This is a genomic window from Nonomuraea typhae (assembly GCF_009760925.1).
GTDB lineage: Bacteria > Actinomycetota > Actinomycetes > Streptosporangiales > Streptosporangiaceae > Nonomuraea > Nonomuraea typhae.
Window position 1 is genome coordinate 1 of record NZ_VRLV01000014.1, and the last position, 13,150, is coordinate 13,150.

Annotated in this window: 10 protein-coding genes and 2 tRNA genes; 4 read left to right on the top strand and 8 right to left on the bottom strand. The window is 68.1% G+C overall.

Going from position 1 to position 13,150, the window contains the following annotated elements:
* Positions 1 to 461 precede the first annotated feature (461 nt).
* A complete protein-coding gene (locus tag FVE25_RS39185; protein ID WP_157252564.1) occupies positions 462 to 3,026 on the bottom strand; it encodes a valine--tRNA ligase in 2,565 nt (854 codons plus the stop codon).
* A 106-nt stretch (positions 3,027 to 3,132) separates the two neighbouring features.
* Here FVE25_RS39185 and FVE25_RS39190 point away from each other — a divergent pair, with 106 nt between their 5' ends.
* On the top strand, positions 3,133 to 4,002 hold the full coding sequence (locus FVE25_RS39190; protein ID WP_157252565.1) for a DUF4344 domain-containing metallopeptidase: 870 nt from the start codon (positions 3,133 to 3,135) through the stop codon (positions 4,000 to 4,002).
* 54 nt (positions 4,003 to 4,056) lie between these two features.
* Here the strand turns inward: FVE25_RS39190 and clpX are convergent, their stop codons facing one another.
* The 5 genes from clpX to FVE25_RS39215 all read right to left on the bottom strand — a co-directional run bounded on the left by clpX (position 4,057) and on the right by FVE25_RS39215 (position 9,636).
* Positions 4,057 to 5,337, bottom strand: coding sequence for an ATP-dependent Clp protease ATP-binding subunit ClpX (clpX, locus tag FVE25_RS39195; RefSeq protein ID WP_157252566.1), 1,281 nt, complete (start codon positions 5,335 to 5,337; stop codon positions 4,057 to 4,059).
* 175 nt (positions 5,338 to 5,512) lie between these two features.
* Positions 5,513 to 6,136 (bottom strand): ATP-dependent Clp protease proteolytic subunit, encoded by a 624-nt coding sequence (locus FVE25_RS39200; protein ID WP_157252567.1) that lies wholly within the window; start codon positions 6,134 to 6,136, stop codon positions 5,513 to 5,515.
* A gap of 11 nt (positions 6,137 to 6,147) precedes the next feature.
* The gene (locus FVE25_RS39205; protein WP_157252568.1) at positions 6,148 to 6,777 is read right to left on the bottom strand and encodes a ClpP family protease; all 630 of its coding nucleotides are present in this window, start codon (positions 6,775 to 6,777) and stop codon (positions 6,148 to 6,150) included.
* Between the two features lie 438 nt (positions 6,778 to 7,215).
* Positions 7,216 to 8,589, bottom strand: a complete 1,374-nt coding sequence (gene tig / locus FVE25_RS39210) for a trigger factor (RefSeq protein ID WP_157252569.1) — start codon at positions 8,587 to 8,589, stop codon at positions 7,216 to 7,218.
* A gap of 180 nt (positions 8,590 to 8,769) precedes the next feature.
* Positions 8,770 to 9,636 carry a helix-turn-helix domain-containing protein gene (locus tag FVE25_RS39215; protein ID WP_157252570.1) on the bottom strand — a complete coding sequence of 289 codons (867 nt, stop codon included), beginning with the start codon at positions 9,634 to 9,636 and terminating at the stop codon, positions 8,770 to 8,772.
* 230 nt (positions 9,637 to 9,866) lie between these two features.
* Here FVE25_RS39215 and FVE25_RS39220 point away from each other — a divergent pair, with 230 nt between their 5' ends.
* A complete protein-coding gene (locus FVE25_RS39220; protein ID WP_157252571.1) occupies positions 9,867 to 10,334 on the top strand; it encodes an ATP-binding protein in 468 nt (155 codons plus the stop codon).
* A 65-nt stretch (positions 10,335 to 10,399) separates the two neighbouring features.
* On the opposite strand, the gene FVE25_RS39225 is transcribed toward FVE25_RS39220, so the two are convergent.
* Positions 10,400 to 10,473: transfer RNA gene (locus FVE25_RS39225), tRNA-Pro, on the bottom strand.
* 89 nt (positions 10,474 to 10,562) lie between these two features.
* Here FVE25_RS39225 and FVE25_RS39230 point away from each other — a divergent pair.
* Together FVE25_RS39230 and FVE25_RS39235 are read left to right on the top strand one after the other, a co-directional pair.
* A tRNA-Gly gene (locus FVE25_RS39230) sits at positions 10,563 to 10,636 on the top strand.
* Between the two features lie 95 nt (positions 10,637 to 10,731).
* Entirely contained in the window at positions 10,732 to 11,340 is a 609-nt protein-coding gene (locus FVE25_RS39235) for a nucleoside/nucleotide kinase family protein (protein ID WP_157252795.1), read from the top strand.
* Here FVE25_RS39235 and FVE25_RS39240 read toward each other — a convergent pair.
* Positions 11,333 to 13,108, bottom strand: coding sequence for a serine protease (locus FVE25_RS39240; RefSeq protein ID WP_157252572.1), 1,776 nt, complete (start codon positions 13,106 to 13,108; stop codon positions 11,333 to 11,335). The two genes, FVE25_RS39235 and FVE25_RS39240, sit on opposite strands and share 8 nt — an antisense overlap.
* Between the last annotated feature and the right edge of the window lie 42 nt (positions 13,109 to 13,150).

Genomic DNA, 13,150 nt, shown 5'->3' on the forward strand with positions numbered 1-13,150 from the left:
TCAAACTCTCCATAAGATGTTTGACACTAGCAAAACTCATCATCAAACCACTGTTTGACGAGGTGTTGCATGAGATACTTCATGCACTGGCTTTTAACACACTGTTGAGTTCTCAAGAAACGGACGCTTACTCCTCGGTCCTGCAGGAGGCGCACATTTCGTACCTCTCAATCTTACCAGATCCGGACGATCCTTGTCAAACCGCCCATCTCGGCAGATCCGAGGCAACCCCGCTAACTTACCCGAACGTTCAGCTCTTGTCCAACCAGGTGGACACAGCCGGAAACCCGGATCAGTTCGAAGGGATGTGTCAGAGCCTAGCAGCCCCCGCGATGTGCTCCGAACCGGAGCGCATCGGGGCGTGCTCGCCCTGCGTGGAAAACTCTAGCAGGCCCACGCAGGTACAAGGTCCATCTTCTCGGTAACGAATAGGTCTTCCCCTAGCTCGTCACCGTCAAACCTCAGCTTGCCGGCAACGCCGCGAGCTGTCCCTCCAGCCGCGCGATGTCCTCGTCGGCCTGCGCCGCACGTGCCCTGACCTTGGCCACCACGTCGTCGGGAGCCTTGGCCATGAACTGCTCGTTGCCGAGCTTGGCCGTGACCTGGGCGGCTTCCTTGCGCGCGGCGGCGAGGTCCTTCTCCAGGCGCTTGCGTTCGGCCACCACGTCGATGGCCCCGGCCGTGTCGATCTCGACGCTCACCCCGCCCACGGCGAAGCGGGCGGTCGCGGAGAATCCGTCACCCGGCTCCTCCAGCCGCAGCAGGGCCCGGATCGCGCCCTCCTGCGCGGCGAGTGCCGTACCGGCGAGACCGAGGGCGGCGGCGACCCGCTGACCGGGCTTGAGCCCCTGATCGGAGCGGAAGCGGCGGACCTCGGTCACCAGCTCCTGCAAGGCGGCGATCTCGGCCTCGGCCTCGGGGGCGAGGTAGCGGGAGTCCGCCGCAGGCCACTGGGCGACCATGACGGAGTCGCCGCCGGTGACCGCCCGCCACAGCTCCTCGCTGACGAACGGGACCAGCGGATGCAGCAGCCGCAGCAACGCGTCGAGCACGTGGCCCAGGACCAGGCGGGTGCCCTCGCGGCCCTCCGCGATCTGGATCTTGGCCAGCTCGAGGTACCAGTCGCAGACCTCGTCCCACGCGAAGTGGTACAGCAGGTCGGAGACCTTGGCGAACTCGAACTCCTCGAAGGCCGCGTCGGCCGCCTCGATCGTGGCCTGCAGGCGCGACAGGATCCACCGGTCGGCCGCGGTCAGGTCGTCGGGCAGGTCACCGACGGCGGCGCCGTTCATCAATGCGAACCGCGTGGCGTTCCAGATCTTGTTGCAGAAGTTGCGCGAGCCTGCCGCCCACTCCTCGCTGACCGCCACGTCGGCGCCGGGGTTGGCGCCGCGCAGCAGGGTGAAGCGGGTGGCGTCGGCGCCGAAGCGGTCGATCCAGTCGAGCGGGTCGACCACGTTGCCGAACGACTTGGACATCTTCTTGCCGTACTGGTCGCGGACCATGCCGTGCAGGGCGACCGTGCGGAAGGGCGGCTGGCCGTCCATCGCGTAGAGGCCGAACATCATCATCCTGGCGACCCAGAAGAACAGGATGTCGTACCCGGTCACCAGCACCGACGTCGGATAGAACCGGGCCAGATCCGGAGTCTTGTCCGGCCAGCCGAGCGTCGAGAAGGGCCACAGCCCGGAGGAGAACCAGGTGTCCAGGACATCCGGATCCTGGACATACCCCGCCGGCGGCTCCTCGTCCGGGCCGACGCAGACGACCTCACCGGCCGGGCCGTACCAGACCGGAATGCGGTGCCCCCACCAGAGCTGCCGGGAGATACACCAGTCGTGCATGTCGTCCACCCAGTCGAAGTAGCGCTTGGCCAGCTCCGGCGGGTGGATGCGGGTGCGGCCGTCGCGGACCGCGTCGCCGGCCGCCTTGGCCAGCGGCGAGACGTTGACGAACCACTGCAGCGACAGCCGCGGCTCGACCACGGTCTTGCAGCGTGAGCAGTGGCCGACCGAGTGCAGATAGGGACGCTTCTCGGCGACGATGCGGCCCTCGGCGCGCAGCGCGGCGACCACCGCGGGACGGGCCTCGAAGCGGTCGAGCCCCTGGAAGGGCCCGTGGGCGGTGATGCCGCCGTGCTCGTCCATGACCGTCAGGGACGGCAGCGCATGGCGGCGGCCGATCTCGAAGTCGTTGGGGTCGTGGGCCGGGGTGACCTTGACCGCGCCGGTGCCGAACTCGGGGTCGACGTGCTCGTCGCCGACGATCGGGATGCGGCGGCCGGTCAGCGGCAGCGTCACCTCGGTGCCGATCAGGTGCGCGTACCGCTCGTCGGACGGGTGGACGGCGACCGCGGTGTCGCCCAGCATCGTCTCGGCGCGGGTGGTGGCGACCACGACCTCGTCGGAGTAGCGGATCGAGATGAGCTCGCCCTCGTCCTCGCTGTGCTCGACCTCGATGTCGGACAGAGCCGTGTGGCAGCGCACGCACCAGTTGATGATGCGCTCGGCGCGGTAGATGAGCCCGTCGTCGAAGAGCCGCTTGAAGATCGTCTGGACGGCGCGCGAAAGGCCCTCGTCCATGGTGAACCGCTCGCGGGACCAGTCGACGCTGTCGCCGAGCCGGCGCATCTGGCCGAGGATGGCGCCACCGGACTCCTCCTTCCACTGCCAGACCTTCTCCACGAACGCCTCGCGGCCCAGGTCGTGGCGGGACAGGCCCTCCGTGCCGAGCTTGCGCTCGACGACGTTCTGGGTGGCGATGCCGGCGTGGTCCATGCCGGGCAGCCACAGCGCCTCGTTGCCGCGCATGCGGGCGCGGCGGGTCAGCGCGTCCTGGATGGAGTGGTCGAGCGCGTGGCCGATGTGGAGCACGCCGGTGACGTTAGGCGGGGGCAGGACGATGGAGTACGGCTCGCGGGAGCTGCCCGGGTCGGCATGGAAGTAGCCGGCGGATTCCCAGCGCGTGTAGCTCCGGGTCTCGACCTCGGCCGGGGTGTACTGGGTAGGCAGCTCTGGCGTTGTCACGCGGCCAAGTTTAGTGCCGCCGGGTCCCGGCGTTGACGGATCGTCAACCGGTCGTCGATGCGCAGACCGGATGCTCTCCCCTCGACACGGAAACGAGGGAAGTCACATGAATATTCGACGCATCGTCGGCGGCGCGGGCGCTCTGCTGATCGCCGCCACCCTGACCGCCTGTGGCGGCGGCGAGGGTACCTCCACCACGCAGGCCAAATCCGGTGACGGGTCCGCGCCTGCCGCGACCGCGACCGCCACCCCCAAGGAGAAGGCGGACGGGAAGTTCGTCCCGGTGTACGGCGAGGCCACGACGGACGAGAACGTCCAGATGGCCAAGGACCTGAAGGACGGCCAGTGGCTGGAGACGTTCAGCCAGCTAGGCAACGGCATTCTCAAGCTGCCGATCGACGTCACCGTGGCGGCCGAGGAGTGTGAAGAGGCCAACGCCTATTACACCCCGGACGAGAAGAAGATTACGATCTGCTACGAGCTGGCCAACGACGGCTTCACCCGCTATGCCGAACAGGCGGAGAGCGACGAGGAGAACCAGAAGCACGGCGTGGCGAACCTGTACGACACGTTCTTTCACGAGCTGGGCCATGCCGTCATCGACATCTACGACCTGCCGGCGACCGGCAAGGAGGACGACGCGGCCGACCAGTTGTCGGCCTACCTGATGACCGCCCTGGACAGTGAGGGCGACGGTCAGGACCTGGCGTTGCAGACGGTCAACTACTACTTCCTGGCCGCCTCCGACGAGGACCGCGCGACTCTGCCCTTCTACGACGAGCACTCGATGAGCGAGCAGCGGGCCTATAACTACATGTGCTACATGTACGGCTCCGACACCAAGTTCTACGAGGGTTTCGTGGGCGAGGAACCCGGCATGCTGCCGAAGGCGCGGGCCGAGCGCTGCGAGGATGAGTACGCCAAGCTCGTCAAGGCATGGGACAAGCTGCTGGACCCGCACCTCAAGGCCGCCTGACACGCGGAAGCGCCCCCGCCGGGCAGCGGGGGCGCTTCGCCGTACCCGAAAAATCTAGGCTGACTTCTCGCGCGGCGGACGCTGCTGCTTGGCGAGCTGGTCGCGCGGGACCAGGGTCGGGATCGCGTGCTCCAGCACGGACTCGCGGGTGATGACCACCCGGGCGACGTCCTGGCGGGAGGGCACTTCGTACATGACCGACAGCAGGACCTCTTCGAGGATCGCGCGCAGGCCGCGAGCGCCGGTGCCGCGCAGGATGGCCTGGTCGGCGATGGCCTCGAGGGCGTCGTCGGTGAACTCCAGCTCGACGCCGTCGATCTCGAAGAGCTTGCGGTACTGCTTGACCAGCGCGTTGCGCGGCTCGGTGAGGATCTGGATGAGCGCTTCGCGGTCGAGGTTGTGGACGCTGGTGATGACCGGCAGGCGGCCCACGAACTCGGGGATCATGCCGAACTTCAGCAGGTCCTCGGGCATCACGTCGCCGAAGATGTCGGCCGTGTCGACCTCTTCCTTCGAGCGGATGATGGCGTTGAAGCCGATGCCCTTCTTGCCGATGCGGGACTCGATGATCTTTTCGAGGCCGGCAAACGCGCCACCGCAGATGAACAGCACGTTCGTGGTGTCGATCTGGATGAACTCCTGGTGCGGGTGCTTGCGGCCGCCCTGCGGCGGGACGGAGGCGGTGGTGCCTTCCAGGATCTTCAGCAGCGCCTGCTGCACGCCTTCGCCGGAGACGTCACGGGTGATCGACGGGTTCTCGCTCTTGCGGGCGATCTTGTCGACCTCGTCGATGTAGATGATGCCGGTTTCGGCCTTCTTGACGTCGTAGTCGGCGGCCTGGATGAGCTTGAGAAGAATGTTCTCGACGTCCTCGCCGACGTAGCCCGCCTCGGTGAGGGCGGTGGCGTCGGCGATGGCGAAGGGCACGTTGAGCATCTTCGCCAGCGTCTGCGCGAGCAAGGTCTTGCCGGAACCCGTCGGGCCGAGCAGCAGGATGTTGGACTTGGACAGCTCGATGCCCTCGTCCCTGCCGCGGTCGCCGGACTGCACCCGCTTGTAGTGGTTGTACACCGCCACCGAGAGGGCCTTCTTCGCCTTGTCCTGACCGATGACGTAGGCGTCGAGGAACTCGTAGATCTCCCTCGGCTTGGGCAGGTTGTCCCACTTGAGCTCGGAGGACTCGGAGAGCTCCTCCTCGATGATCTCGTTGCAGAGATCGATGCACTCATCGCAGATGTAAACGCCGGGACCGGCGATGAGCTTCTTGACTTGCTTCTGGCTCTTTCCGCAGAACGAGCACTTGAGCAGGTCTCCCCCGTCGCCGATGCGTGCCACCCCAGATACTCCTTTGCGTGGGACCGCTCTGCACTCCGCGATCCGTATCCTCCGGACCCGGTCCGAACCGCTCAGGTTTCGACGTTACCGTCTTCTGGGCCCTCAGTGAGCCCCCTAGCGGCGAGTCGCACCGGAACGTGCCCTATTGGGCAGCGCTCCGGTGCGTCACATCTCATCAGGAAGCGACGGCCTGAGCGCGCTTCTTCCTGGTCGGGATGATGTCGTCGATCAGACCATACGCCTTTGCCTCGTCCGCGTTGAGAATTTTGTCGCGTTCGATGTCGCGGCGTACGTCAGCGGGCTCCTTGCCGGAGTGCTTCGCCACGATCTCCTCCAGGAGGGCGCGCATGCGAAGGATCTCGCGGGCCTGGACCTCGATGTCGCTGGCCTGGCCGCCGCCCTCGGTGGAGGGCTGGTGGATCAGGATGCGCGCGTTGGGCAGCGCGAAACGCTTGCCCGGCGTGCCGCCTGCCAGCAGCACCGCCGCCGCCGAGGCCGCCTGGCCCAGGCACACGGTCTGAATCTCCGGCCGGACGAACTGCATCGTGTCGTAGATCGCCGTCATGGCGGTGAAGGAACCGCCGGGCGAGTTGATGTAGATGCTGATGTCGCGGTCGGGATCGAGCGACTCGAGCGTCAGCAACTGCGCCATGACGTCGTTGGCGGACGCGTCGTCGATCTGCACTCCGAGGAAGATGATGCGATCCTCGAAGAGCTTGGTGTACGGGTTCATGGTCTTCACCCCGTACGAGGTGCGCTCCGTGAACTCCGGAATGATGTATCGGCTGTTGATTTCCACGTGAGCTACCCCTAGGAGACTGCGCCCGCGGAGGGCACCTGCCGCGCGCTGCGCACGACATGGTCGATGAAGCCGTAGTCCTTGGCCTCCTCGGCCGTGAACCACCGGTCGCGGTCGGAGTCGGACTCGATCTGCTCCAGCGTCTGGCCGGTGTGCGCGGCGATGCGCTCGGCCAGAGTCTTCTTCACGTAGAGCATCTGCTCAGCCTGGATGGCGATGTCGGCGGCGGTACCGCCGATGCCGCCCGAGGGCTGGTGCATCATGATGCGCGCGTGCGGCAGCGCGTACCGCTTGCCCCTGGCGCCGGCCGACAGCAGGAACTGACCCATGGAGGCGGCCAGCCCCATCGCCACCGTCGCGACGTCGTTGGGCACATATTCCATCATGTCGTAAATCGCCATGCCGGCGGTGACCGACCCGCCGGGCGAGTTGATGTAGAGCCAGATGTCGCGGTCGGGATCGTCGGCCGCGAGCAACAGGAGTTCCGCACAGATGCGGTTGGCGATCTCGTCGTTCACCTCCTGCCCGAGCACGATGATGCGCTCGCGCAGCAGGCGCTGGTAAAGCTGGTCTTCAAGCCGGAAGGACGAGCCGTTCTCACGGCCTCGCGACTCGGGCTGATAGGTCGGCGGGCTGGTCACAGCTTCACCTTCCGATGCGTCGTAACGATTGGCTTTGCTTGTGACCTTAACGCGCCCCGGCGAGCGGTCATGCCCCCTCTCCCACCCTGTTCGCTGTCGGCGCAGGTGCCGGGATATCTCTCCTTTACGGCGAAGCCAGCTTGCCGCCTCCCTGATCGTGTAGGTTGCGCCAGATCTGCGGGCGCTTCTCACGTCGGACGTGGTTCCCGCCGTTACGACGCCTTCTTGACCGGCCGCCATGGCCCACCCTGGGCACCGCGCGGGGGCGCCGGGGCCCCGCCGTACCCCCTCCCGCCGCGCGGCGCCCTCAGCGCCCCTCCGGGCCGCGCAGAACCCGGTCCGGGAGCCCGGAAACGGCGAAAGCCCCCAGCCGATACCAGGCTGGGGGCTTTCGTAAGCCTTCGGGATCAGGCTGAGGGCTTGTGCAACCCTTCGGGATCAGGCGTCGGCCTTCTCCTCCTCGGCGGCCTCCTCCTGGACCTCTTCACCGTTGATCTCGGTGTAGAGGGCCTTGAGGTCGATCTCGGCGCCCTCGGTGTCGACGACCTTGGCGGCGTCGCCCAGGACGGCCTTGGCCTTGTCCCGGACGATCTCGACCATGGCCAGCGTGAGCTGGTCGTTGTCGGCCAGGTGCTGGGCCAGTTGGTTGGGCTGGACGCCCATCTGCATGGCGCGGCGGACGACGAAGTTGGTCAGCTCCTGCTCGGAGACGCCCAGCTCCTCGGCCTTGACGATCTTGTCGAGCACGAAGCCCGTCTTGATGGCCTTGGCGGAGTTGGTGTCGAACTCGTTGAAGCGCTCCTCCTCCGTCGTCTGGTAGAGACGGAAGAAGGCGTCGCGGCTGAGGCCGGACTCGGCGATCTGGTGGTCGAGGTTGTGCTTGCGGGCGTCGACCTCGGCCTTGAGCGCGCTGTCGGGGATCGGGATCTCGATCTTCTCCAGCAGGGCGTCGAGGGCCTTCTCGCGCGCCTGGACGACCTGGTCGACCAGCTTGTTGCGGCGGGCGGTCTCGCGGATGCTGTCCTTGAGCTCCTCGAGCGTGTCGAACTCGCTGGCCAGCTGGGCGAACTCGTCGTCGAGCTCGGGCAGCACCTTCTCCTTGACCGACTTGACGCTGATGATCACGTCGGCCTCCTGGCCGGCGTTCTCACCGCCGACGAGCTCGGTGCGGAAGGACTTCTCCTCGCCCGCGGACATGCCGAGCAGCGCGTCGTCGAGGCCCTGCAGCACCGAGCCGGCGCCGACCTCGTAGGAGACCTCGTTGGCCTGCTGCTCCTCGATGTTCTCTCCGTCGATCTCGGCGCGCAGGTCCATGACGACGAAGTCGCCGGCGGCGGCCTCGCGCTCGACGCCGGTCAGCGTCGCGAAGCGCTGGCGCAGCCCGTCGAGCTGGCCGTCGACGTCCTCGTCGGAGACCGTGGCGGCGTCCACGACGACCTCGACGCCGGCGTAGTCCGGAACGTCGAAGTTGGGACGGATGTCGACCTCGGCGGTGAACTCGATCTGCTCGCCGTCCTCGATCTTGGTGACCTCGATGTCGGGCTGACTGACCGGGAAGACGTCGATCTCCTCGACGGCCTGGCCGTACAGCTTGGGCACCGCGTCGTTGAGGGTCTCCTCCAGCACGACCGCGCGGCCGAAGCGCTGCTCGATGATGCGGGCCGGCACCTTGCCAGGACGGAAGCCGGGCACGCGGACCTGCTGCGCGACCTTCTTGTAGGCCGCATCCAGGCTCGGGCGCAGCTCGTCGAACGGCACCTCGACAGTGAGCTTCACCCTGGTCGGGCTGAGCTCCTCGACAGCGGTCTTCACGGGGTGGTCTCCTTGATCAAGCTTCGAGTGATGCGCGGGCGCGTCCCACGTCGTTCTTGGGTCGGTACGGCTCACGCGCCGCGCCCACATGAGCGGCGTTGGGCATGCTCCGCCACGGCGGGAACCTACGCCGTTGGTCAGTCTAGGGCAGATGCGTACCCAACCACGACGTGACGGCGTTCAGAACTCGTCGGCGATCGTGCGCAGCAACTCCACGGTCTCGTCCGGGGTGGTGCTGACCGCGCACAGGCGCTCGATGACCTCGGTGTAGCGGTCGACGTCCTCGCGCTTGTCGAGGTACAGCGCGCTGGCGAGCTGCTCGACGTAGACGACGTCGGGGAGTTCCCTGTCGGGGAAGCGCAGGATGCTGAAGGCGCCGCCTTCCGCGCTGTGCCCGCCGAAGTCGAAGGGCATGACCTGGACGGTGATGTTCGGCTGGCGCATCTGCTCGATGAGGTGCTCGATCTGGGCCCGCATGACCTCGGCGCCGCCGATGGGACGGCGCAGCGCGGCCTCGTCGATGACCGCCCAGAAGACGGGGCCGTCGGCGCGGTCGAGGACACGCTGGCGTTCGAGGCGCACGTCGACGCGCCGGGAGATCTCCTCCGCCGCGATGCCGGCGGATCCGGCGGTGACCACCGCCTTGGCGTATTCCTTCGTCTGCAGTAGCCCGGGGACGAACTGCACCTCGTAGGTCCTGATGCGCGTGGCGGCCTCCTCGAGGCCGACGTACGCCTGGAACCATCCGGGCAGGACGTCGTTGAAGCGGTGCCACCAGCCCGGCTCGTTCGCGGTGCCGACGAGGTCGAGTACGGCGGAGCGGGCCTCGTGGTCGGCGACTCCGTAGAGCGTCAGCAGGTCGGCCACGTCGCGTTCCTTGAACCCGACGCGCCCCAGCTCCATGCGGCTGATCTTGGACTCCGAACCCCTGATCAGGTGGCCGGCCTCTTCGCGGGTGACGCCCTTGGCCTCCCTCAGCCTGCGGAGTTGGGAGCCAAGGAGGATGCGCAGCGCCGTGGGCCCGGAACCCGGCTGGTTCTGCGTCAACACTGCCTCCTATACGTCCGCAGACACAGTGACATCTGTCTGCCAGGTATGACAAGGTCTCAACCCGGTGTCTGGAACGGCATATCCCACCGAAGCGCCCATGCGATTGCACATTGCACATGCACGTGCATTTGGGTCTTGCAGCGACGCCGCATCGTGACCCATGATGGCCTAGTGCATATTGGGCCAAACATGCACTAACCGAGTGGCAAGCGGGAGGTAACGGCGGGATGGTGGAGGACCCCCTAGCCACTGCCGACTGCCTGCAGATCACCCGCGAGGTCGGCTTCGACAGCCTGCTGACCCGGGCCCACCCCTACACCACGGCGTGTCCGCTCCCTTTTCAGGCCGACTCCGTGAAGACGGCCCGCGACGTCACCCGGACCACGCTGCGCGGCTGGGGCCTGTCCGAACTGAGCGACGACGCCGCCCTGGTGGTCTCCGAACTGGTCACCAACGCCGTCCGCTACACCCGCGGCCACACCGGCCTCACCCTGCTGCTGATGCGCGTCGCCCCGCACGTCCTCCTGGCCGTGGCCGACCCCAGCGACGAGGTGCCCACCCGCAAGGAGCCCGACTTCATCTCGGAGAACGGCCGCGGCTTGTACATCGTGGAGACCTACAGCCAGTGCTGGGGCTGGGACCCCTTGGCCCGGGGCGGCAAGGCCGTCTGGGCGTTGTTCCGCACCGAACACTAGAACCCACCGGGCCACCGCGGCCACTCGTTTTCCACCCGAGAAGGCGTCACGCCTGTTACGGCAAGTCGGGGCGACAGGATTTGAACCTGCGACTTCTTGCTCCCAAAGCAAGCGCGCTACCAAGCTGCGCCACGCCCCGCTGCGCCCGGTGCGCAAGCAGCCCGAGACTCCGGTACGCTTACGCCCTGACGACCGGATGAAGTCTAGACCAGACTGCGACCGGCTCGCGCGGACGTAGCTCAATGGTAGAGCCCTAGTCTTCCAAACTAGCTACGCGGGTTCGATTCCCGTCGTCCGCTCCAGATGGCGAAAGGCCAGGTCACCCGCATGGGAGACCTGGCCTTTCCGCTTGCCTGCGGACGGCTCGGCGGAAAGATCCGGTTAAGCTGCGATGACCATGAACGTCCGGCCGATCTCCCAGGAAGCGCTCGTCGGCGAGCTGGTGCGGCGCATCGGGGACCGGCCGCGCGGCGAGCGGGTGCGGGTGGTCGTGGACGGAGCCCCGGCGGCGGCGCCGTACGTCTACGCGGACGCGCTGGTGGAGCCGCTCAAGCTGCTGGGCCGCCCGGTCCTCAGGGTGTCGGCCTGGGACTTCCTGCGTCCGGCCTCCCTCAGGCTGGAGTACGGCAGGCGGGACCCCGACGCCTTCTACGACGACTGGCTGGACGTCAAGGCGCTGGCCAGGGAGGTGCTCAACGGCACGGGCCGGATCCTGCCCAGGCTCTGGGACAGCGCGGCGGACCGGGCCTACCGCGACCCCTACGCGAGCCTGCCCGAGGGCGGAGTGGTGATCCTGGACGGCACGCTGCTGCTCGGCCGGGGCCTGCCGGCCGAGCTGAGCGTGCATCTGTGGATGTCCGGCGCGGCGTTGCGGCGGCGTACGCCGGAGGACGAGGGCTGGCGGCTGCCGGCCTACGAACGCTACGAGCGCGAGGTACGGCCGGCCGCGCAGGCCGACGTGGCGGTCAAGGTCGACGACCCGCGGCATCCGGCCGTCCTCAGCTGAGGACGCGCATCAGGGCCCTGGCCACGTGGGGATGGGCGAGGTACTCGGCCACGTCGTGCGAGCGCTGCAGCGGGTTGTCCACGGCGCGCTCGTCCACCTGTCCCTTCCAGTCGTCGTCCAGCGGGCAGCCGATGCTCACCGGGTCGGAGGGGCACCACACGTTGAGCCACTGGCCTGCCCGGTCCGGCCGGACGGGGCCGCCGGTCAGCAGGCGCCGGTGTACCGCGTCCAGTCCCAGCGGGCTGCCGAGGGTCACCAGCAGGGGCACCTCCAGTGAGGCGGGCAGCCGGGTGAGGAGGTCCATGGCGACCACGGTGCCGAGACTGTGGGAGACCAGGACGATCTGCCCGGAGGCGGGCAGGGTGCGTTCGACGGCCGACAGGACGGCCTGCCGTACGGAGGAGTCGTCGAGGTAGGCGGCGACGTCGCGGAAGACGGCGGCGATGAGCAGGTGGTCGAGGTTGGTGGCGGAGGCCAGCCAGGACAGGGCGCCCTGCAGGCCGGTGAGCAGGCCCTCGCGGCGGCCGTCGGCGGGGCGGCCGGAGAGCATGGCGGCCTCGGCGATCAGTTGTTCGTAGACGACGCGGGTGGTCGGGGCGCTGGGGGTCAGGGATTCCCGGAGGTCGCCCAGGGTGTCGCCGTAGAAGGGGAACCAGGCGTCGGCGGGGTCGGCGGTCGGGAGGCCGGCCAGGGTGAGGCCCTTGTTGAGGCCGGCGATCCATTCGCGGCGCATCGTCATCGGGTCGCGGCCCGCCTGGCCGCGGCCGTGGAGGAAGACGAGGTGGCGGGCGCCGCCGAACGCCGAGGGGCGGGCGGGGACGCCGCTGTGCCGTACGGGGGTCACCGATTCCGTCACCGGCGGGGCGCAGCCCAGTTCGGCCAGGACGTCGGCGGGGAGCGAGGCCAGGATGGAACTGACCCGGATGCCCTCGTTGGCGAGCCAGGTCCCGTTGTCGCCGGGAACGCCGGAGTGGTGGAGGGCGACGACCTCCCACTGGTCGTTGAAGACGGGCGAGCCGGAGCTGCCGGGCTCGGTGTCGGCGGTGTAGTGGAGGAAGCGGTCGAGCTGCGTGGTCAGCTCGTTGCGGCGGATCGTGATCTCCTTGAGGCGGCCGTTGGGGTGGCCGACGAGGTTGACCGGCTCGCCGGTGATGATCTTGCCTTGGGTGGCGATGAGGCGGTTCCAGCCGTACAGCTCGCCGGGCGTCCTGCCGTCGGCGGCGGGGGCGACGCGGACCAGCGTGTAGTCGAGGCCGGCGTCCGTGACGAAGCGGGCGGCCGGGTCCAGGCGGAAGCGGGTCCAGGCGGGCGGCTCGTTGTCGATGCTCATCTCGGCGCCGAACTCCACCTCGGCGGCCTGCGCACTCTCGGCGTCGGGCAGCACGTGGTTGTTGGTGAGCAGCAGCGAGGGCGCCACGAGGAAGCCGGTGCCGATGGGGATCGCCCGGCCGTTCGAGCCCTGGGTGACGCGGCCGACCGAGGTGACGGCGCGGGCGCCGCGGGCCAGGAAGTTGGCGGGCTGGAAGTCGGCCGAGGCGCCGATGATGCGCTCCAGGAGGCGCTCGGTGCCCTGCTCCGAGAGGCGTTCGACGGTGGCGACGGAGACCGTGCCGCGCTGGACGAGCCGTTCGGCCCTGGCGCTCACCTGGTCGGCCTCGTCCACGATGTGCTGCCCGGTCTGCTCGCGGCGGCGCTGGATGCGGGCGCGCTCCTCGCGCGCGCTCGCGTAGCGCGTGGCCGCGGCCCGGGCCTGTGAAAGTGCGTCCATGGGGCCACGGTGAGGCTGCTCGCACGCGTGCGCATGAGTAGT